Annotated in this window: 24 protein-coding genes; 5 read left to right on the forward strand and 19 right to left on the reverse strand. The window is 30.9% G+C overall.

Translation table 11 applies throughout. The annotated features are described in order from the left end of the window. Positions 1 to 4: 4 nt before the first annotated feature. Both HA145_RS04120 and HA145_RS04125 read right to left on the reverse strand, forming a co-directional pair. Positions 5 to 295, reverse strand: coding sequence for a hypothetical protein (locus HA145_RS04120; RefSeq protein ID WP_011376338.1), 291 nt, complete (start codon positions 293 to 295; stop codon positions 5 to 7). A gap of 29 nt (positions 296 to 324) precedes the next feature. Next, positions 325 to 942 (reverse strand): uracil phosphoribosyltransferase, encoded by a 618-nt coding sequence (locus HA145_RS04125; protein WP_209127977.1) that lies wholly within the window; start codon positions 940 to 942, stop codon positions 325 to 327. Between the two features lie 63 nt (positions 943 to 1,005). Between HA145_RS04125 and HA145_RS04130 the strand changes: the two genes are divergently transcribed. The 5 genes from HA145_RS04130 (at position 1,006) to purQ (ending at position 3,822) form a co-directional block, all read left to right on the forward strand. Next, positions 1,006 to 1,518 (forward strand): pentapeptide repeat-containing protein, encoded by a 513-nt coding sequence (locus HA145_RS04130; RefSeq protein ID WP_011862813.1) that lies wholly within the window; start codon positions 1,006 to 1,008, stop codon positions 1,516 to 1,518. 9 nt (positions 1,519 to 1,527) lie between these two features. Continuing rightward, positions 1,528 to 2,592 carry a GTP-binding protein gene (locus HA145_RS04135; protein WP_209127978.1) on the forward strand — a complete coding sequence of 355 codons (1,065 nt, stop codon included), beginning with the start codon at positions 1,528 to 1,530 and terminating at the stop codon, positions 2,590 to 2,592. Between the two features lie 46 nt (positions 2,593 to 2,638). Then, positions 2,639 to 2,803, forward strand: a complete 165-nt coding sequence (locus HA145_RS04140; RefSeq protein ID WP_209127979.1) for a hypothetical protein — start codon at positions 2,639 to 2,641, stop codon at positions 2,801 to 2,803. Between the two features lie 97 nt (positions 2,804 to 2,900). Further along, positions 2,901 to 3,155, forward strand: a complete 255-nt coding sequence (gene purS / locus HA145_RS04145) for a phosphoribosylformylglycinamidine synthase subunit PurS (RefSeq protein ID WP_209127980.1) — start codon at positions 2,901 to 2,903, stop codon at positions 3,153 to 3,155. 1 nt (position 3,156) lies between these two features. Further along, on the forward strand, positions 3,157 to 3,822 hold the full coding sequence (gene purQ / locus HA145_RS04150; RefSeq protein WP_209127981.1) for a phosphoribosylformylglycinamidine synthase subunit PurQ: 666 nt from the start codon (positions 3,157 to 3,159) through the stop codon (positions 3,820 to 3,822). Between the two features lie 51 nt (positions 3,823 to 3,873). Here purQ and fba read toward each other — a convergent pair whose 3' ends face one another. The 17 genes from fba to hisA all read right to left on the reverse strand — a co-directional run bounded on the left by fba (position 3,874) and on the right by hisA (position 19,787). Beyond that, complete coding sequence (fba, locus tag HA145_RS04155) at positions 3,874 to 4,947, reverse strand: class II fructose-bisphosphate aldolase (RefSeq protein WP_209127982.1); 1,074 nt, start codon at positions 4,945 to 4,947, stop codon at positions 3,874 to 3,876. Positions 4,948 to 5,098: 151 nt separating this feature from the next. Then, positions 5,099 to 6,166, reverse strand: a complete 1,068-nt coding sequence (locus tag HA145_RS04160; RefSeq protein ID WP_209127983.1) for a class I fructose-bisphosphate aldolase — start codon at positions 6,164 to 6,166, stop codon at positions 5,099 to 5,101. A 103-nt stretch (positions 6,167 to 6,269) separates the two neighbouring features. Continuing rightward, positions 6,270 to 7,367, reverse strand: coding sequence for a Gfo/Idh/MocA family protein (locus tag HA145_RS04165; RefSeq protein WP_209127984.1), 1,098 nt, complete (start codon positions 7,365 to 7,367; stop codon positions 6,270 to 6,272). A gap of 2 nt (positions 7,368 to 7,369) precedes the next feature. Beyond that, a complete protein-coding gene (locus HA145_RS04170) occupies positions 7,370 to 7,762 on the reverse strand; it encodes a hypothetical protein (RefSeq protein WP_209127985.1) in 393 nt (130 codons plus the stop codon). Between the two features lies 1 nt (position 7,763). After that, positions 7,764 to 8,645 carry an acetyl-CoA carboxylase, carboxyltransferase subunit beta gene (gene accD, locus HA145_RS04175; protein ID WP_209127986.1) on the reverse strand — a complete coding sequence of 294 codons (882 nt, stop codon included), beginning with the start codon at positions 8,643 to 8,645 and terminating at the stop codon, positions 7,764 to 7,766. A 139-nt stretch (positions 8,646 to 8,784) separates the two neighbouring features. Then, a complete protein-coding gene (locus HA145_RS04180; RefSeq protein ID WP_011818291.1) occupies positions 8,785 to 9,681 on the reverse strand; it encodes a phosphoribulokinase in 897 nt (298 codons plus the stop codon). An 89-nt stretch (positions 9,682 to 9,770) separates the two neighbouring features. Then, the gene (gene leuB / locus HA145_RS04185; RefSeq protein ID WP_209127987.1) at positions 9,771 to 10,844 is read right to left on the reverse strand and encodes a 3-isopropylmalate dehydrogenase; all 1,074 of its coding nucleotides are present in this window, start codon (positions 10,842 to 10,844) and stop codon (positions 9,771 to 9,773) included. Between the two features lie 29 nt (positions 10,845 to 10,873). Beyond that, positions 10,874 to 11,908, reverse strand: coding sequence for a UDP-3-O-(3-hydroxymyristoyl)glucosamine N-acyltransferase (lpxD, locus tag HA145_RS04190; RefSeq protein ID WP_209127988.1), 1,035 nt, complete (start codon positions 11,906 to 11,908; stop codon positions 10,874 to 10,876). Between the two features lie 20 nt (positions 11,909 to 11,928). Next, positions 11,929 to 13,011, reverse strand: coding sequence for a glutamate 5-kinase (proB, locus tag HA145_RS04195; RefSeq protein WP_209127989.1), 1,083 nt, complete (start codon positions 13,009 to 13,011; stop codon positions 11,929 to 11,931). Next, positions 13,008 to 13,502 carry a YqeG family HAD IIIA-type phosphatase gene (locus tag HA145_RS04200; RefSeq protein WP_209127990.1) on the reverse strand — a complete coding sequence of 165 codons (495 nt, stop codon included), beginning with the start codon at positions 13,500 to 13,502 and terminating at the stop codon, positions 13,008 to 13,010. The genes proB and HA145_RS04200 overlap by 4 nt, the downstream gene beginning before the upstream one ends. A 12-nt stretch (positions 13,503 to 13,514) precedes the next feature. Further along, entirely contained in the window at positions 13,515 to 14,045 is a 531-nt protein-coding gene (locus HA145_RS04205) for a DUF3727 domain-containing protein (RefSeq protein ID WP_209127991.1), read from the reverse strand. A 26-nt stretch (positions 14,046 to 14,071) separates the two neighbouring features. Next, positions 14,072 to 14,533, reverse strand: coding sequence for a Holliday junction resolvase RuvX (gene ruvX, locus HA145_RS04210; RefSeq protein WP_209127992.1), 462 nt, complete (start codon positions 14,531 to 14,533; stop codon positions 14,072 to 14,074). After that, entirely contained in the window at positions 14,530 to 15,585 is a 1,056-nt protein-coding gene (locus tag HA145_RS04215; protein WP_209127993.1) for a hypothetical protein, read from the reverse strand. Before HA145_RS04215 ends, ruvX begins: the two co-directional genes overlap by 4 nt. Next, positions 15,586 to 16,752, reverse strand: coding sequence for a hypothetical protein (locus HA145_RS04220; protein WP_209127994.1), 1,167 nt, complete (start codon positions 16,750 to 16,752; stop codon positions 15,586 to 15,588). Positions 16,753 to 16,761: 9 nt separating this feature from the next. Continuing rightward, entirely contained in the window at positions 16,762 to 17,310 is a 549-nt protein-coding gene (locus HA145_RS04225; protein WP_209127995.1) for a thylakoid membrane photosystem I accumulation factor, read from the reverse strand. A gap of 13 nt (positions 17,311 to 17,323) precedes the next feature. Then, on the reverse strand, positions 17,324 to 18,940 hold the full coding sequence (locus HA145_RS04230; RefSeq protein WP_209127996.1) for a DUF3685 domain-containing protein: 1,617 nt from the start codon (positions 18,938 to 18,940) through the stop codon (positions 17,324 to 17,326). Between the two features lie 79 nt (positions 18,941 to 19,019). Further along, positions 19,020 to 19,787 (reverse strand): 1-(5-phosphoribosyl)-5-[(5-phosphoribosylamino)methylideneamino]imidazole-4-carboxamide isomerase, encoded by a 768-nt coding sequence (gene hisA, locus HA145_RS04235; RefSeq protein ID WP_209127997.1) that lies wholly within the window; start codon positions 19,785 to 19,787, stop codon positions 19,020 to 19,022. Positions 19,788 to 19,804: the final 17 nt, after the last annotated feature.

Here is a 19,804-nt window from a genome sequence, read left to right on the forward strand (position 1 = left end):
TATTCTATTGCCCCAACTCTTCAAGTTGCTTCCTCACATCAGCAATTGCAGAATTAAGTTGCTCAACTTTCTTCTCCAGATTCTCTCCTTCAACTTCATTTATATTTTCATTTGAATCAATCGCTTCTGAGCCGTCTTGAATTCTGGAAGAATACATCATTGCTTTTTGTTTTTTTTCCTCCTTTCTTTTGTCTGCTTCGGATATTAACCACCAAGCTAGACCTGCTGCTCCAATAAAAGCACCGCTTATTAATGATAAAAGATTATTTGAAGACGAATCTCTGTATTCAGACATTGGTAAAATTTTTACTCCTATACTATATATTAGTTCTTATCTTGGAATATAGTACTTAAACGCGATAGAGGATTCCCAATACCCGGTACTAATAATTGCGTTTTTTCGTCTTCCTCATCTATGCAAGAAGTGTAAATTACCTGTTTAGGGAGTAATTTAGCAATTTCATTTAACCCTTTATTTGAGCAAATAGCAGTTATTAAAAGAATCCTATTTGAATCAACACCTAATTCCTTTAATTTAATTAAAGTTTCTAATGTTGCTGATTTTGTTGTTATTTGTTCTGAATAAAATATAACTCCTTCATTTGATTCAATAGTTTTAGGAAGTTCTCCCAATGAGAGGGTTGAATTAGGAATTACTTCTTTAGATCCAAACCAAAGAGATAACCCTTCGGGCAGCATTGCGATCACTTTTATTGGATAATCATTATTAATAAAGAATCCATCTGCGTCTCCATTATCAGTATTTACTATTTCTTTTTTATATGGCAGCCAATTACGTAATGCTTCATACGTAAGCCATTTCCCTAATTGCTCATATCCTGTTGAGTACAAAATATTTGGAGTATTTTTTTCTCGCAATATTGAAAGCCAATGTTTTATTAATGGATGAGGAGGAACAATAACCTTTAGTGACATTGCCATATATTTTCCTTTAAGATACTCTTACAAACTTTAAATACTTAAGTTCTAAAATACAGTCTTATTATGATTAAATCAATTGTTTTCCCCTCACTAAAGAATGCATTAATTACTTTGTTATTCGTTGGGATTTTATTTTTTAATTCAGTAAATTCTGCATGGGCTAAAAGACCTCCTGAGATTAGAAACCAGCAAGACCTTAATTTAGAGCCAGATATGCATGGTCAAGACTTAAGCGGTAACGAATACGTTAAGTTTGATTTGAATGGGTTTAATTTCAGTGAAAGTAATTTAGAAGGGGCGGTTTTCAATAATAGTAAATTGCAAAACTCAAAGTTTACTGGAGCAAATTTAAGAGATGCATTAGCTTATGCAACAGACTTTACAGATGCTGATCTTTCGGATGTTAATTTTACTAATGCTTTATTAATGGAGAGTAATTTTGAAGGCGCAAAAATAGATGGTGCAGATTTTACTGATGCTGTTCTTAGTCGTACACAACAAAAACAATTATGTGCGATTGCTAATGGCACAAATAGTTCTACAGGAGAGAGTACAGAATATAGCTTAGGTTGTTAATCATTAAATATGAAAAATAAAATTCCAGTTATTGTTGTTTCGGGATTTCTCGGTTCAGGTAAAACAACTTTTCTAAGATATCTATTAAAAGAGAATAATAAAAAATTTGGTTTAATAATTAATGAATTTGGTGATGTTGGAATTGACGGTGATTTGATTAAAAGTTGTGATAAATGTGATGAATCTGAAGACGACTGCGTTATCGAATTAAACAATGGATGTTTATGTTGTACTGTTCAAGATGATTTCGTACCATCAATAAAAGCTCTCCTAGAATTTAATCCTCCTATCGAATCAATAATTATTGAAACAAGTGGCTTGGCACTACCAATTCCCTTAATTCAAGCACTTAACTGGCCTGAGATTAGGTCTTCCATCTATCTTGATGTAGTTGTTGGCATCGTTAATGGAGAATCAATGCTTAATGGTTCACCAATTAATGATTTAAATAAAATAACAAAACAATATAATGAAACAGATAAAATTGATCACAATGCCACTATAGATGAACTTTTTGAGGAGCAACTAGAAGTTTCTGATATCGTTTTAGTTTCAAGATCAGATATCTTAAATGATGATCAATTTGACGTTGTAAAAAATAAAATTCAAGGAAGTCTTAACTCATCTACACCAGTCCTTAAATCTAAGAATGGCAAAATTGATTTAAATTATCTATTTGACTTTAATTTTAAAAAAGAGACTTATAAAGAATTTTTAACGGAAGAACATGACCATAATCATGTTGAGCTTGTATCAGATTCATTTAAATTAAATTATTTCCTTGAAAAAAATGACTTTGAAAAGGAGATGTCAAAAATCTTGGATGAATTAAACATTCTTCGAATAAAAGGACGTATTTGGATACCAAACAAATCATTGCCTTTACAAATACAAATTGTTGGGAAGAAAATTAATACTTGGTTTGAAGAAGCTCCAGATAATTGTTGGAGACCAAATGATAATGCTGGCCTTGAATTAGTAATAATTTCCTTTGATGAAAAATCTATAAAAAATTTCAATAGAAAAATTAAAGAGAAATTTAAGATTTTAAGTGACCTAAAAATAGAAATTTGACTTTATAGTTAGCTGTCGGGATACTAACTACAGTAGACAGCCCAAGATGAAAAATTCAAAAATTACTTTAAAACAAATAATCTCTGACGACGTTACATCAATTGATAAAATAAAATGTTCAAAATGTGGAGGGGCAGGAAATTTTAAAACACATGAAAATTCAAGAAGAACTTGTTTAGTTTGTTTTGGTAGAGGCTACATAAACATTTAATAACTCAGAAGACCTTAAGGTAAAAATATTTGTTTATTAATCAATAGTTCTTTTTATTAAAATTTAAACTAATCTTTTAGTAGAAATTAATTTTTATTTGGACCAATTTGCTGTAAAAGTTTTTGTAAGACTAAGACCCTCAGTTTTAGATCCAGCAGGGGAAGCTACGAAATCTGCTTCTATAAAACTTGGAGCCGTGGGAATAAAATCATTACGTATAGGAAAAATGATTGAAGTAAAAATAGAAGGTAATGGTGAAAACGAAGTAAGAGAAAAAATTGATTTATTGTGTGATAGGTTATTCGCAAATACTGTTATTGAAGATTATGAGTATACACTAGAAAAATTATAAGATGGATAATTTTACTGTAGGAGTTGTTGTCTTCCCTGGTTCTAATTGTGATCGTGATGTTTCATGGGCATTGGAAGGTTGTTTAGACATAAGAACAAAATACTTGTGGCATGAGTCTTCAGATTTAAGCGATGTAGATGCAATAGTTTTACCAGGAGGATTTAGCTATGGTGATTATTTAAGATGCGGAGCAATAGCGAGATTCTCTCCATTAATAAATGCTTTGGATGACTTTGTGAAAAGTGGAAAAAGAGTTTTAGGAATTTGTAATGGGTTCCAAATTTTGACAGAATCAGGCTTTTTGCCTGGTGCCCTTACTGCAAATAAAAATCTTAATTTCATCTGTGATGATGTTGAACTTGATATTGTTTCTTCAAAAGGAGGTTGGTTTAATGATGGAGGTGAAAAACAAACTATTAAGTTACCCATAGCGCATGGGGAAGGAAGATATCATTGTGATTCTGATACTTTAAAAAAACTTCTAGATAATGAATTGATCGCTTTGAGATATAAAAATAATCCTAATGGATCCTCATTCGATATCGCAGGCATAACTAATGAAAAGGGTAATGTTCTAGGTTTAATGCCTCATCCAGAGCGAGCATGTGACGAGACAATTGGTGGGACTGATGGTCTCTTTACATTAAAATCATTAATATTGAAATAAAAAAAGACCCCTAATTTTGGAGGTCTTTTTCTTGTTTGATTCCTTTATTAATTAAACAGTAGTTTTAACTTTGGGATCTAAATCACCTTTAGCGTAAAGATCAGCAAAGTAATTGGTGCTGTTTTGCTTAATCTTACTTGCTTGACCTTCACACCAGAACTGCTTGTATCTATCAAGACAAACTTGCTTCATGTATTTTCTAGCAGGTTTGTTGAAATGTCTTGGGTCAAAGTTTGCCTTATCAGCAAATGCTGCCTCTCTTACCGCGGCAGTGAAAGCAAGCCTGTTATCGGTATCAATGTTGACTTTCCTAACTCCATTTCTTATTCCCTCTTGAATCTCTTCAACAGGAACTCCATATGTTTGAGGGATTTCACCACCATATTTGTTAATGATATCCAACCATTCTTGAGGTACTGAACTAGATCCATGCATTACAAGATGTGTATTTGGAAGTGCTTTATGGATTTCAGCAATTCTGCTTATTGCAAGAACTTCTCCTGTAGGCTTCCTTGTAAATTTATATGCACCATGACTTGTACCTATAGCAATTGCTAATGCATCAACTTTTGTTTTAGCAACAAAATCTGCCGCTTCTTCTGGATCAGTCAAAAGCATATCTGTAGAAAGTTCACCTTCAAATCCATGACCATCTTCTGCTTCACCTTTTCCTGTTTCTAATGAACCTAAGCAACCCAACTCTCCTTCAACACTAACTCCAACTGAATGAGCAAAATCTACTACTTTTTTTGTGACAGCAACATTATATTCGTAACTCGCGGGTGTTTTTGCATCTGCCTCTAAGGATCCATCCATCATTACAGATGTAAAACCATTTATTGCTGCTGAATAACATGTTGATGGCTCGTTTCCATGGTCTTGGTGCATTACAACTGGAATATTAGGATAAGTTTCAGTTGCAGCGAGAATCAGATGACGTAGGAATATTTCTCCAGCATAATTTCTAGCACCTCTTGAAGCTTGAAGAATTACAGGACTGTCTGTTTCATATGCAGCCTCCATAATTGCTTGAACTTGTTCAAGGTTATTTACGTTAAACGCTGGGATACCATATCCATTTTCAGCAGCGTGATCTAAAAGTAGTCTAAGGGGAACAAGGGCCATAATTAAAAATTAATTAGATGCTTAGTGTTTAAGCTATATGTTCCGAGAGTTTAGTATACTGAGGTATCAAATGTCACGTCATTAGATATACAAAATACTAAATTAAAGAAACTAATTTTATGGCCCAGCGTATATTTTTAGAATTTTTAAGTTAGTAAGTATAGCCTGCTACAAATAATTGCTCATCTGATGAAGGTTGAGACCCTGCTACGTAGGAACCTGTAGAGGCTTCTGAGTTTGCTTGAGCTCTTGCTATTAAGGCCTTTTGACCGCCCTCTACATCACTTCCTTTCCAGGCCTTTAAGCATGAGTGCTGTAAGGCTCTTCCATATGAGAATGAAACATTCCATAAAGCTTTCCTGTAAAGGGTGTTCATATTATTTAAATAAACTGAAGCAGCCTCCTCGCTTAATCCTCCTGATAAGAATACTATCCCAGGGACAGAAGCAGGAACGCATCTTTCCATAGTTTTTATAGTCATCTCGGCAACTTTCATAGGATCGGCCTTAGTTGGACAATCTGCTCCATTTACCGTCATGGAAGGTTTTAATAGTGTTCCCTCTAGAAAGACTCCATTTGCTTGACAAGCCATGTAAACCTGCTTAACTACCTCTTCTTGAACTTCTGCAGTTTTCTCAATTGTATGATCTCCGTCCATTAAGATTTCAGGTTCAATAATTGGTACCAAGCCCGATTCTTGCACTGATCTAGCATATCTTGCTAGTCCCCAGGCGTTCTCTTGTATTGATAGTTTTGAAGGACAACCATCATTTGTAATTTGCAGAACTGCTCTCCACTTTGCAAATCTTGCACCTTGTTCATAATATTTTGCAGCTCTTTCAACTAACCCATCTAGGCCAGAGCAAAAAGTTTCTACATCTCCTGCTCCTGGAAGTGGATTTAGGCCTTTATCGACCTTTATACCTGGAATAATACCTAAATCATTTAGTTTCTTAACCATTGACTCACCATCTTGGTGATTCTGATAAAGAGTTTCTTCGAAAAGGATTGCTCCACTTATATATTTGCCAAGACCTTCTGTAGTAAAGAGCATTCCTCTATATGCCTTCCTATTTTCTTCAGTATTCTCAACGCCAATTCCAGCGAGTCTTTTACCTACTGTTTTAGTGGATTCATCTACCGCTAATATCCCTTTCCCTTTAGAAGCTAGTAATTGAGCATTTTCTTTAAGCTCATTTTTGTAGTAATTTAAAGCCATTCTTTAATAATTCAGTTCAATTGATTTTTCCAGAATATGAAAAAAAAATAAAATCAATCCAATACTTTATCGGGTGATAATTGATACTTATAAATGTATAGCCTTAAATTTTGATACTTAATCCACTTTTAGAAGATTCTCTTATGGCTTCGCAAACTTTATGACTAGCAAGTCCCTCACATAAGCCTGGGATTACAGGTGTTTTATTAATTATACTCTTAGCCCATAAATTTTGAATTCTCAAAACTGGAGCTATTCTCCCATCAGTCCATGTTTTTTCAAAATTAAAACTTGAATCTGCAGTTAGATTTTGTATTTTATTTTCGTTGTTTGAATATTTCAAATTAAAACCATGTACATAATCTTTTTGGTTTTCGCTTTTAAGAATAAGTGAACCTTCGCTTCCATATATTTCTAAACTAAATCCTCTACCATTTTTAGAAATCGATGATAAAGATACCTGACATGGAATAAGATTCGAGCTGTAGTTTGATATTTCTATATTGGCTAAACATACATCTTCACTCGTTACATCATTTAAATTAGATGAATCAGGTAAAGGTCTTTTTTTTATTGATGTTGCTAACTTGCCAGAAACATTTATTGCTTCCCCAAAAAACCAATTCAACATATCGAATGCATGAGTACCTAAGGCGCCAATAACTCCTCCACCTTTTTCTTCTAATGAATACCAATTCCAGGATCTTTTGGGGTCTGATCTACTGCCCATTAACCAATCTAATTTGACTAAATATATATCTCCTAAGATATTTTCATTAATAAGTTTTTTTGTCTGAAGAAAAAGAGGTACTGCTCTATATTCAAAATCAACACATACGCTTAAATTATTAATCAAAGATATTCTCTGAAGCTCTTCAATTTCTGAGGAGGATATTGAAACGGGTTTTTCTAGAAGTAAATTTTTATTATTCTCAAGAGCTTGTTTTGCTAATTTAAATCTTGATTCAGGAGGGGTTGCAATTATAATTCCATCAATTTTTGGAGATTTAACTAATTCTTCCCAATTATGAAAGAATTTTAATCCTGTTTCTTTTTCTAGGATCGATTTTTGCTTTGTCTCATAATGATAAATAGCTACAGGAGTTAAAAAATCAGACTCTTTTAATGCCTCTAAATGAACTTTTTTACCAAACCCTAATCCAGCAATTGCTATTTTTAATTTTTTATTTTTAGAATTCATTCTTATCTATTAATTAAGACTGAACAGCTATTTTCAATAACAACATCTATTAGCTCATCATTATTAGAAGTCTGCCATTTTGAATTGAATTGAGGTATTCCATTTATGGAAGTATCTTTGAACTTTTTTTCATCGCAATTAATTCTCATTACATAAAGTGATAACTCTCCATCATCATCCGAATTAGTTGGATTTTTAAAGAACTTTGTTAAGACACTTATTTCGCCATTTGGAAGCGACTTAATACTTCCTTTATCAAGCCATTCTTTCCCTTCATTATTTTCTTTTAGTAGGACCCAGTCAACATTTCCTATTCCATAAGAATATGGAGCAAAATTTAAAATAAAAAATAAAAGGCTTAAAGAAAAATAAAAGAAATTTGAAATAATTCTCATATTATATATTTGCTTTTGCAAGTTCTTTTACACCATGAATTTTTAAAATTTTAGTCAGAGTATCCTTGAGGTCTTTTCTTTTAACTATTACATCAACAAAACCATGCTCAAGCAGATATTCAGCGGTTTGAAAGTTATCGGGTAATTTTTCTCTTAATGTTTGTTCTATAACTCTTCTTCCAGCAAATCCAATAAGAGCTTTAGGTTCCGCCAAAATTAAATCACCTAACATTGCAAAGCTTGCAGTTACCCCACCAGTTGTTGGATGAGTTAATAAGGGCATATAAAGAAGATTTTTTTCTTTATGTTTTTTTAGTGCTCCAGATATTTTTGCCATTTGCATGAGACTTAACATACCTTCTTGCATCCTTGCTCCTCCTGATGCGCAAACAATAAGAATTGGAAAATTTTCTAAAGTTGCTCTCTCAATTATCCTTGTAATTTTTTCACCAACTACTGAACCCATGGATCCTCCCATAAATCTAAAATCCATAACAGCTAATGCTAAAGGAATTGAATTTACAGAACAGATACCTGTTACGACTCCATCTCTTAAACCTGTGCCTGCTTGACTTTCTTTAATTCGATCAGCATACGATCTTCTATCTTTAAAACCCAAAGGATCTGTAGGACTTAGTGAACCATCAAACTCTTTGAATGAATTTTTGTCGGCAATTATATTTATCCTTTCATCGCTATTAATCCTATTGTGGTGTCCACAATTACTACAAACATTAAAATTTGAAATTAGGTCTTTTCTATAGGCTACTTGCGAACATTCTGAACATTTAACCCACAAACCATCTCCCTCATCAGTATCTTGGGAAACTTTTCCAACAAATTGATCTTTACGCCTTGCGGCAAACCAGTCGATTAATGACACAACATTTCCTGTTTTTTCTATTTAAATCTAAATAAGGTACTTTTATCAAGAAAGATATATAAAAATTTGAGATCCTCTAGATTAAAACACTTCAAAAAAAAACATATAATTATTTGAGTTGATATTAGAAAATTAATTATTATTTATTTTTCTCCTCAATCATTTTATGAATTATTGGAGTAAGAATAAGTTCCATTGCGAAACCCATTTTCCCCCCATTTACAACGATACTTGTCGGACTTGACATAAATGAATCGTTAATCATTCCAAGCAAGTATTGAAAATCAATCCCCCATTTCTCTCTTGCCCCTTTTCTGAAATGTATGATCACAAAGCTCTCATCAGGAGTTGGGATATTTCTGCATATGAAAGGATTAGAAGTATCAATTGTGGGAATTCTTTGGAAATTAATATCGGTTTTACTGAATTGTGGACATATGTGATTTATATAATCAGGCATTCTTCTCAATATAGTATCCACAATGGTCTCCGCTGAGTAACCTCTTTCTGCGTTATCTCTATGGATTTTTTGAATCCACTCTAAATTTGTAATCGGAACAACACCAACAAGTAAATCAGCATAAGATGCCACATTGTATCCATCACCTTCTACCCCGCCATGCAAACCTTCATAAAAAAGTACGTCTGTTCCTTCAGGAATATCTTCCCATGGAGTAAATTGCCCAGGTTCTAGGGATGTACCAAGTCTTGTATTATGTTCTTCTGCTTCTTCAAGACTATGTAGATAATATCTTTTCTTTCCTCCTCCAGTTTCGCCATAGATTTTAAAAAGTTCTTCTAGCTTGTCAAAAAGATTAGCCTCTGGACCAAAATGAGAGAAATTTTCACCTTTTGAAAGAGCTTCTGCCATTGCTTTTTTCATAGGCATTCTTTCAAACCTGTGGTAACTATCACCTTCTACAACTGCGGGAACAATATCTTCTCTGGCAAAAATATGCTCAAAGGCTCTTTTAACTGTACTTGTTCCTGCTCCTGAAGATCCTGTTACAGCGACTACTGGATGACGTTTTGACATTTTTTAAAAACAATATTAGATGATTCTGACAGGTCATATGCCAACTTTATGTTCAACTTGAAAATATTTTTTTATTTATTAATTTTTTTTTAAATTTCATCTATTATTTTGTTTCCAATTTCGCTGCAAGATAATACTTTAGAAGACCCATCAGCTAAATCTACTGTCCTATATCCTTTTGATAAAACTTTATCAACAGCAGTTTCTAAATTTTTTGCAGCTTCTTCTTCATTTAATCCAATTTTTAACATCATGGATATGGATAAAAGCATCGCAATTGGATTTGCAATGTTTTTACCAGCTATATCAGGAGCAGAACCATGAACAGGTTCAAAAACTCCTGGCCCATTATTGCTTAAAGAGGCAGATGGAAGCATACCAATAGATCCAGTTAACATAGCTGCTAAATCGCTTAAAATATCACCAAATAAATTACTGGTTAAGATAACATCAAATTGACTAGGATCTCTAACTAATTGCATTGCTGCATTATCAACGTACATATTGCTTAAAGATATATTTTTATCTTTTGAGATGATATTTAAAACTGTATCTCTCCACAATTGACTAACCTCAAGAACGTTTGATTTATCAACGGAACATATTTTTTTATTTCTTTGGTTAGCAATTTTTATTGCTATTTCAGTTATTCTCTCTATTTCGGTTGAATCATAAACCATCGTATTGAATGCTTTTGGGATTTTTGTATTTGTTATATGTCCTCTTGGTTTTCCAAAATAAATACCCCCTATTAATTCTCTTACAACAATAAGGTCTACATTCTCAACGAATTCTTTTTTTAAGGTACTTGCATCTAAAAGAGATTTTCTTATTTTGACAGGTCTGATATTTGCAAAAAGGTCAAGAGCAGATCTTAACTTTAGTAACCCACTTTCTGGTCTTAATTCTCTTGAAAGAGAGTCATATTTAATATCTCCAACACACGCTAATAGTACTGCATCACTTTTTTTGCACTGATCTAAAGTCTCATCTGGAGCAGGAGTCCCATGTTTTTCATAAGCTATCCCTCCAAATAATTTTTCAATAATATCAAAATCGAAGTTATGATTTTTTGAAAGCTTTTTTAAAACTTTTTTTGCGACTTCTGAAATCTCTGGTCCAATCCCGTCACCTGACAATAAAACAATCTTATATTTCTTCATTTAAATGTTTCTTTATATAGAACAATAAATTATTGCTTGTCTAATTGTCTAAGTTTTTTGGCTAATTCTGGCAATTTTTTAAAAATACTTGAACTCCTAAGCCATGATTTATTTTCCATCGCGGGGAATCCACTTATTACTTTGCCATCTTCTATGTCACAATGGATCCCGCATTTTGAACTCGCGATGACATTTTTTCCAACCTTTACTCTATTATTGACTCCTACTTGCCCTGCCAATATAACACCATCTCCAATATTTGCACCTCCAGCTATTCCAACTTGAGCTGCAAATGCGCAATTCTTACCAATTTTAACTCCATGACCTATTTGTACTAAATTATCTATCTTTGTTCCCTCATCAATAAAAGTAAGTCCTACGGCAGGTCTATCAATGCAACAATTCGTTCCAATTTCTACAAAACTCATTATTTTTACACCACCTTTTTGAGGCATCTTAATCCATTTGCCATCTTTAGGAATAAAACCAAATCCCTCTGATCCAATAACAGAATTTGAATTAATTACACAATTATTTTTTAGAGTAGTGTTTTCGTAAATAACACAATTTGGATGAATTATATTATTATCTCCTAAGCGAACATTTCCTAAAATTGATGATCCAGGAAGAATAAGATTATTGTCACCAATTACAGTATTTTCTCCAATATAGACATTAGGACCAATATGACAATCTGCCCCAATTATTGCTGTTTTATCTATAACGGCAGAAGCGTCAATTCCTGGTTTGAAATTGATGGTTTTATATAAACAATCCAATACTTCTGCGAATGCAATTCTTGGATTTTTAACGATTATATTTGATATATTCAGTTTCTTTAGGACATTAACGATTTCATCGTTGTTGGAAGTTATTATTGCTGATGCTTTAGTTTGATCTAATTTTTCTTTTAGGATATTTTTTTCTTCTAAAAAAGATATTTGATGGTTAACTGCCGCATCTAATGATGCAGCATCATCTATTTTTAAATCTTCAATAATATTGGCACTAATAAAATTTGAATTTCCTTTTTTAATTAGATCAACTAAATCACTTAAAAGCATTTTTCAGTTTTGATTTTTTTCTAAGAGAGAGCAAGAACATCTCTATGTACGACAATTATCGAGGAGTTGTTATTTTCTTTATTATTTAAGATACTTCTTAATTTGTCGCTACTTATTGATACTAAACCTTTTGCAACTTCTTTATCATTTGTATTTACGATTTTAACTGCCTGATTAACCGTAAAGTCTCCTTCTACATTCTTAACACCAACCGCTAATAGTGAGGCACCTTTTTTTTTAATTGCAAAAGAAGCTCCATCATCTAAAGTTATTTTTCCTACTGTTTGAATTGCATGTGAAAGCCAACTTTTTTTGTTACCTATAGGTTTTTCAACTGGATAAAATAAAGTTCCAATTTTAGTATCATCAAAAATTTCACTTAAGTTTTTTTTATTAGTTCCATCAACTAGTTGGACTTCAACTCCTCCTTTTGTTGCTATTTCTGCAGAAATTAATTTTGTAGAAATTCCTCCTGTACCCCATTCATTATTTGAGTTTTGAATATTTTTATCTTTAATTTCTTTTAATTCACTATTACGAACTTCTTTAATAGGTTGTGCATCTTTATTATTTCGTGGATCTTTTGAGTATAGATTTTCAATATCGGTTAATAAGACAAGCTTGTTAGCACTTATAGCTAAGGCAACTAAAGCGGAGAGGGTATCATTATCTCCATATTTAAGCTCTTCATTCGCTACAGTATCATTCTCATTTACTATTGGAATAACATTCAAATCGATTAATTTTTTTAAAGTTTTAGAAGCGTTATTAAAGGATTCTCGTGAATTAAAATCAGCTTTAGTGATTAAAATTTGAGCAACATTGTGACCTAATTTATTAAATATTTTATCGTATAAAGACATTAAATTAACTTGACCTACTGCAGCAGTAGCTTGAAGGGTACTCAAATCATTTGGTCTCGTTTTAATATTTAATTTTTGGCAACCTAATCCAACTGCTCCACTAGTTACTAAAATTAATTTGTTACCTTTTGAAAGGAAATTTGTAAAGGATCTACAAAGGGTTTCAATAACTTCTTCTGTAGACGTTTCCTTTGTTCCTCTTAAAATACTAGTACCAATTTTTATAACCCAAGTTTTCATTTTATAAAATTAGAAATTAATTTTTCAATTGTCAAAGTTGAATTAAATTTTATAGGCAAGCCATTTCTATTTAGTCGTTTAACTAATATTGTTTTTATATTACATCTATTCCCAACAATGATATCGGTAAAAATTCTATCGCCAATAATGGCTATATTTTTAGGCGCACTGCCAATTTCTTTGATAGCAGATAAAGTTACGTTTTTTCTTGGTTTTGATGCATTGTATTTATAGCTTAAATTTAATTCTTTCGCTATGTTTGCGATTCTTTTTTTTGATGGATTATTACTTATTAAATATAAGGAGAAAAGTTTTTTAGATTCTCTGATCCAGTTTTTTACAGCTTTTGGGATCTTATTTGATTTTCTATTTACTAAAGTCCCATCTACGTCTAGTAATAAAGAATGAATTCCTTTTTTTTGCAACTCAGATTGAGAAATCGCATATATTGGTAAATTTGAATCCCAATTAACTTTTAGGATAGATCTCATTTATTTTATGAACTACTTTTTTTCAAGTTCAGTTTCAATCAAAGGTTGTATTTTATCGAACTCATCATCTTCAACTAATAGGGCACCTTTATCTTTTAATTTGCCAACAATAAAAAAAGGATCTAGTGGAATATATAAGCCATATTCTTGGTCAAAAAGATTAAAGTTAACAAGCAATTCGTAACTCTCACTATCATCATCTACGTAATCTTCTTCTAATTCATCGTAAATTGGCTCTTCTAGTTCTCCTGATACTGTTAATGTAACTGCTGATCTGATAAGTCTTAAATCATGTTCTTGAAGAACAGCTTCAGCATTTTTAAGTAGTTGTTCATTTTTATCTATTTTCTCAATTAGTTCAGGTTCATCTTTTTCATTTATCTTGAAAAGACTTACCGGAGTATCAACTGGTGTTAATAAAGCATATTCTTGACCTTCAACACTTACTAATTGTTCAAGATAACAAAATAACTCGTTTCCATTTGAGTCATTTAATATTAGTGTCTGCGCATCATAATTATCTTTTGAGTTGGTTTCTTTCATTTGAAAATTCTTTATCCTTTTTAATACTAATATTTTATCTGACGTTTACCAGTTAATTCTTCTAATTCAGGACCTTCTTCGATCCATTGTTCAAGTATTATTTTTGCTGAAAAACTATCAATCAATCCGGATTTGTCTTTTTTTATTCCAAATCTATCTGAAGATTCCCAAGTTGAACTATGTTCGTTGACGTAAGAAAATGGAAGCTTTAATTCATTTGAAAGTAATTGACCGTAATTTTTACAGTCAATAGCTTGAGTGGTCATTTGACCTTCCTCATCTAGTGGAATACCCACAATAAACCCAGTCAAATTTAATTTATTTATATAATTTCTAATAATTTTAATCTCTTGATTATTTTCAAACCGTTTTACTGCCGGAAGTATATTTGATGTTATGCATAGGGGATCACAATAAGCTAATCCTATTCTTTTGGTACCTATATCCAAACTCAAAATTGACTTGGGTCTGGGTTTGCAAAATTTCACTTTGTTTTTAATGGAAAAGGAGATGGATATGGATTACCTTGTGGACTTAATTTTTCAAAGATTGATTCCAAAGATTGATTTATTATATTTACTTGTTTGGCTTCATTCTTAACTATTGTGTTCCTGATAAGAATTACTTCTTGATTTTTTTCTTTGAGATTACATTCTTCGAGAAAAAGATTTAATTGAGAATTTTCTTTATAGGTTTTTAAATATGAAACAGGTGATTTTTCAAAAAATTTATTTATAAATTCTTTTAAAATAGAATTGAATCTCTTATCCCAATATCTACTCATAGTTAAAGTATAAATTTCTTCGTTTTGATAATTTATATCTTTTAAAATTGTACATAAAACTGAATTTTCATATATTAAGGCACCACTTTTAGAGTTATTTCTTTTAAGAATGTCGTCTTGATCAAAATCTAAAATATTTCTTATTAAGGGAGATTGATTTGATCTTATGAAATTCACTATTTTTAATATATTTTGTTTATTAATGTTTTGGAATTCATTAATTAACGCATAGCCATTTGTATTTTGCTTTATAGATTTATTTAGATCAGAACCATCCCATAGGATTATCTCTCCTAACGGTTGAAAGCCTAATTCTCTTGAGGTTGATATGAGGTCAACATTATTTATATCAGCGTTAATTATCCAACTTGAAGTTTTGATGTCTTTTATTGAGATAGATTTTTTTATCAATCCTAAAGTTAATTGTTTATTTGTTAAGGAACACTTTTTGTTAATCAACTTGGGTTTAGATATTTTTAAGCAAGTCTCTTTTTTGTTTAAAGGAAAAATATTCAAATAACCAATAATCTCGTTTCCATTTATAGCAATTATGCATTTGTTTTTATTTTTCTTAAGATTATTTAAAAAAATTTTTAAGTCATCAAAGGTATTTATAATTGCCATCTTTAAAAACCAATTATTCAATTCCTTATTTTTAATATCTATTAAAAGGTTAATGTGTCTTATATGGAGATCTTCAAAAGTTACTTCCATTCCTTTTTCTGATTGAAAAGAATAAGAGGTATCTTTTTTCATTTACTTTTTTTCTCTTATTAATACTATAGGAGTTTTTTCCTCTCCATTGCCAGCTGGATTTGATATTAAGTTTCTTTTGAGTATTTTATTTACTTTTTTATTTGAACTAGCTATGACTTTTACACCTCCAAGATCATTAACATCGACTACAGCAACATCAATATTTAGATAGTTCGATACCTCTTTACAAAATAAATCCGCATTGAGAGGACCCATAACTATACTCTTGTCGTAAGGTGTAACTGTACCACTTATATCATCAATAAGAGATGATTCTGAACCAGTTAACCTATAAAACATACCCTTAATACCAAATAATTTGAAGAGAAATCCAACAAATAGTGCAAAGGTTATTCTTGTGACTCCTATTTTATTAATTAATAATTGCATGCCGCAAGCTGTTGCGAGACTGCTTGTAGGGTGAAAAAAGTAACATAAAGCTTTCGAAAATAAACTATATTCTAAATTTTGAGGGGAAATATATCTATTTTGCATAATCGCTAGTGGACTCTCACCGATTGTTAAAATATCATTTTTTTCTACAATTCCTTTACAGTATTCAATTACGATATTTACTGGGTTATCAAAGCAACCAAGTAAATCAGTTTTAATAGCAAAAGCTTTATATTTATTATTTAAACGAATTTCAAAAACTTCTTTAGGCCTTTGTTTTTGACCATCTAAATTAATTAACAAACAATCCTTATTATTTGATATGCCAAAATGTCCATAGTTCTCCCAAAATACTTTTAACCATAGATATTTTATTTTTTTTCTAAAATTATTATTGCTGAATTTATATATGATTCTTACAAATAAGTCTGAATTTGACTTGATAATTGTTGTTGGCCAGTAATTATTTAAATTCTTAATTTTATTATTTTCATATATATAAATATCTTCTTGATAATTAAAATTTTGGCAATATTCGTTACCTTTACTTTTAAAAAGATCTAATTCAAAATTTATATTAGATACCATCGTCTCTTTGGTTTTACTTTTATTAGTTATTTTTAAATCAATAATTAATTCGTTTAAACCATCCTTTTTTTTGATTTTGTAATTTATAGGAACCAGATTTAACTTCGATTTGGGTGAGTTTTTAATATATAAATCTGAAAGAATTAAAAAAATTAAAAGAACTAAGAGGATATTTATTAATATCATTTTTTTAAATTAATTTTTGTTTTTATCTTTTTTTTCAGAAATGATACTGTTGTATTCATTAAAACTTTCTACAGAAAATGTAGTATCTTCTAAATCAATTCCCTTTAGTTCTCCTATAACTTTGTTTAATTCATCTATACTAATCATTCCATTTTTATCATATTGCACTTGTCCATCACTATTTAAAATAATGGTTTGTGGAATTAATCCGTTCCAATAATAATTAGGTTCATTTCTAAGATCAGACTTTTCTTTATCCTGTAATTCATCAGTAGTTAGAGCAATGATATCTATATTATTTCTCCATATCAAATCTAAACCGGATATTATCGGAGCCATAGCTTTACTATCTGAGCTGTCGTCAAGATAAAAAAATAAAACTGATACTCTTTTATTCTTTAATGATTCCTGAAGAGTTGTCTGGGGTGGAACTATAGCCCCATTACCTGCGTATATAGGAAAGATGTTGCCATCGTAACTATCAGAATCTCTAGAGGCATTTGCTTTATATGGACTTAAGAAAATTAATGCTATTAGGATCCATTGAACTATTTTCATTAAAGTTTAAAACTTACTTTGAACTTGATCTTCCTAATCCTTGAAGGATTCCTTTCCCAACTAAACCGATAGCTTTGCCAACGACCTTTGTAAGGAAAGTTACGAAAAGATTACCGATATATTTTACAGCAACTTCTAACTGAGGTGCTACGGCATCTCTTATCTCAACTAACAATGTAACTTGTTTTTGTAGCCATTCTAGATTCTCTAATTCTTTCTCCCTATTTTCATTTTTGAAGTATCGGGTAAATTTTTTATCTATAATATCAATATATTCTCGCTTACTCTCATACAAGTAGATAGGCATATAAATATAGTCATGCCAGCGATTGTAGTTATTAATATTATTTCTAAATCTTTCAAAATTTCTTGTCGATTGTAATTCGGGATTTATAAGTACAGTCCTTAATTCAGGCCAAGAAGAACAAATATTAAAGATTTCAGAAGCTAATAAATTACAGTTCCTTATTGTCCAATTTGAAATTATATTTTCAAGGATCAAAAATGATTCTGTTTCATATAGAGGGATTAATTTTCCATCATAGTCAAGAGCTTCATTTTTAATAATTGGCTCAATAAACATTATTGATTCATGTGATTCTCTATCTATCTCTTCGCAACTTACTTCACTATATATAAAATCATTTATTGAAATGGATTCGCCTCCTTTCTTTAATCGAAAATAGCTGTCTGTGATGTTTGAAATTGTATTAACTTTAAGTTCTTTTATAAGAGAATTTAAATCATCTTTAAAATCTTTCTCCTTATAGTTTTCCTTAATATTTTGTACTAAATTATCTAACTCATCTAACATTTTGCAAATTAGTCTTGAAATGAATTCTTTCTTTATCCCAGAGAGAATTATTGATGAATTATTAAATTCAACCTGTAAGTTAGTTGAGCTATACCTTTCTTTTAGTCTATCTAAAATTAAATTCCATATTTCTGTAGTGTTTTTATCTTTAATGAATACAGTGTTCTTATTTTCAATATTAATTTTATTTTCAGTGTAAACTGCCTCTGTATAAAGTTCTAGTGAATTACCCCATAAGAAAATTAGAAAAGATTTTGCAGTAATAAGTTCTCTTAATCTTCCTTTTAAAATGAATTTATAAAATTCTGGTGTTGAATCAGAGTTAACATATTTGAAAATATAATTAATTTCAGAATCTATTTGTTTAAGACCTGAAGTTAGAATTTTTTGACTAAAAGAGAGAGGTTTATTTTTGTTAAATTTAACTTGGGAATTATTTTCAATATCAAATACCCTTCCTCCATTTAAAATGGTACCAATAGATTCAAGAACTTTTTCTGCACTGGGATTTAAAAGAAAACCTTCAGCATTTAACGATGGAAAAGTATTTGCTTCATAAACAAATTCGCCAGAGATAATTATAAGAAACTTTGACTCATCATATCTTTCTCTTAATTTTAATAATTCTAACCTTATAAGATCTTCTGATTGGGAATTAAGAACATTCCATATAACTAAATCCGGAGTTTTATCACCTGTTCCATTATTAAAATTAATGTCTAAATTTTGGTCTAGTGATGTTAACTTAAGCGATAAAGATTCTGCTATTAAGCTTGGAGCAATAATCAATATCGGTTTTTTTGAAATTAATTCCAAGACTAGATTTCTTATCTCTTATACAAAATTAACTAACAATTACTGCAAATACCAGCCTTAAATCGATTTTTATACTCTTTTAGGCGTAGTAATTTCTGTTTAAATCAAAGTCATTTAATCTCTCTGATGACAATACATTATTCGCTTCCTTGATCGTGAATTTATTTTCATAAAGAGCTTTACCTACAATTACTCCAAAGAGTCCAGAGTTTTCAAATTTTACTAACGATAATAAATCAGAAATTGAACCAACACCTCCTGAGGCTATTACTGGAATATCTGTAATTTCAAGTATGCTTTTTATGAATTCTTCATTTGTCCCTTCTAACGTCCCATCTGTATTTATATCTGTAACAATAAAACTTGCAATTTTAAATGAAGAAAAATCCTTTACTAGATCTTTGGCAAAAATATTAGATTGCTCAAGCCAACCCCTTGTACTAACTTTTCCATCTTTTGCATCTATCCCAACAATTATCCTTCCAGGAAATTTATTTGATAAGTCTTTAACTAGCTCTTTATTTTCTATTGCAGAGGTTCCCATGATAACTTTCTCAATACCATAAGAAAATAATTGCTCTATCCTTTCTTGAGACCTTATCCCCCCACCTATTTGAATTGGTATGTTAACTGTTTTTGCAATCTTTTTTATTGATTCATCGTTTGTTGGGGATCCAGATTTTGCAGCATCCAAATCAACTATATGTATATATTTTGCCCCTTCGCTTTCCCAAAATTTAGCTTGCTCATTAGGCTCTTTGGTGAAGTCTTTTCTTTTATTAAAGTCGCCTTTAAAAAGCCTCACACACTTACCGTTCATTAAATCAATTGCTGGAATTAGGTCCATAGAATCATCCTTTTCAT

The organism is Prochlorococcus marinus XMU1411 (genome assembly GCF_017696075.1).
GTDB classification, from domain to species: Bacteria; Cyanobacteriota; Cyanobacteriia; order PCC-6307; family Cyanobiaceae; genus Prochlorococcus_A; species Prochlorococcus_A marinus_V.

What these genes read in the sequence shown, in the direction of transcription:
- HA145_RS04120 (WP_011376338.1), bottom strand. Translation starts at nt 295, where the DNA reads ATGTCTGAATACAGAGATTCGTCTTCAAATAATCTTTTATCATTAATA.
- HA145_RS04125 (WP_209127977.1), bottom strand. Translation starts at nt 942, where the DNA reads ATGGCAATGTCACTAAAGGTTATTGTTCCTCCTCATCCATTAATAAAA.
- HA145_RS04130 (WP_011862813.1), top strand. Translation starts at nt 1,006, where the DNA reads ATGATTAAATCAATTGTTTTCCCCTCACTAAAGAATGCATTAATTACT.
- HA145_RS04135 (WP_209127978.1), top strand. Translation starts at nt 1,528, where the DNA reads ATGAAAAATAAAATTCCAGTTATTGTTGTTTCGGGATTTCTCGGTTCA.
- HA145_RS04140 (WP_209127979.1), top strand. Translation starts at nt 2,639, where the DNA reads ATGAAAAATTCAAAAATTACTTTAAAACAAATAATCTCTGACGACGTT.
- purQ (WP_209127981.1), top strand. Translation starts at nt 3,157, where the DNA reads ATGGATAATTTTACTGTAGGAGTTGTTGTCTTCCCTGGTTCTAATTGT.
- fba (WP_209127982.1), bottom strand. Translation starts at nt 4,947, where the DNA reads ATGGCCCTTGTTCCCCTTAGACTACTTTTAGATCACGCTGCTGAAAAT.
- HA145_RS04160 (WP_209127983.1), bottom strand. Translation starts at nt 6,166, where the DNA reads ATGGCTTTAAATTACTACAAAAATGAGCTTAAAGAAAATGCTCAATTA.
- HA145_RS04165 (WP_209127984.1), bottom strand. Translation starts at nt 7,367, where the DNA reads ATGAATTCTAAAAATAAAAAATTAAAAATAGCAATTGCTGGATTAGGG.
- HA145_RS04170 (WP_209127985.1), bottom strand. Translation starts at nt 7,762, where the DNA reads ATGAGAATTATTTCAAATTTCTTTTATTTTTCTTTAAGCCTTTTATTT.
- HA145_RS04180 (WP_011818291.1), bottom strand. Translation starts at nt 9,681, where the DNA reads ATGTCAAAACGTCATCCAGTAGTCGCTGTAACAGGATCTTCAGGAGCA.
- leuB (WP_209127987.1), bottom strand. Translation starts at nt 10,844, where the DNA reads ATGAAGAAATATAAGATTGTTTTATTGTCAGGTGACGGGATTGGACCA.
- lpxD (WP_209127988.1), bottom strand. Translation starts at nt 11,908, where the DNA reads ATGCTTTTAAGTGATTTAGTTGATCTAATTAAAAAAGGAAATTCAAAT.
- proB (WP_209127989.1), bottom strand. Translation starts at nt 13,011, where the DNA reads ATGAAAACTTGGGTTATAAAAATTGGTACTAGTATTTTAAGAGGAACA.
- HA145_RS04200 (WP_209127990.1), bottom strand. Translation starts at nt 13,502, where the DNA reads ATGAGATCTATCCTAAAAGTTAATTGGGATTCAAATTTACCAATATAT.
- HA145_RS04205 (WP_209127991.1), bottom strand. Translation starts at nt 14,045, where the DNA reads ATGAAAGAAACCAACTCAAAAGATAATTATGATGCGCAGACACTAATA.
- HA145_RS04215 (WP_209127993.1), bottom strand. Translation starts at nt 15,585, where the DNA reads ATGAAAAAAGATACCTCTTATTCTTTTCAATCAGAAAAAGGAATGGAA.
- HA145_RS04220 (WP_209127994.1), bottom strand. Translation starts at nt 16,752, where the DNA reads ATGATATTAATAAATATCCTCTTAGTTCTTTTAATTTTTTTAATTCTT.
- HA145_RS04225 (WP_209127995.1), bottom strand. Translation starts at nt 17,310, where the DNA reads ATGAAAATAGTTCAATGGATCCTAATAGCATTAATTTTCTTAAGTCCA.
- hisA (WP_209127997.1), bottom strand. Translation starts at nt 19,787, where the DNA reads ATGGACCTAATTCCAGCAATTGATTTAATGAACGGTAAGTGTGTGAGG.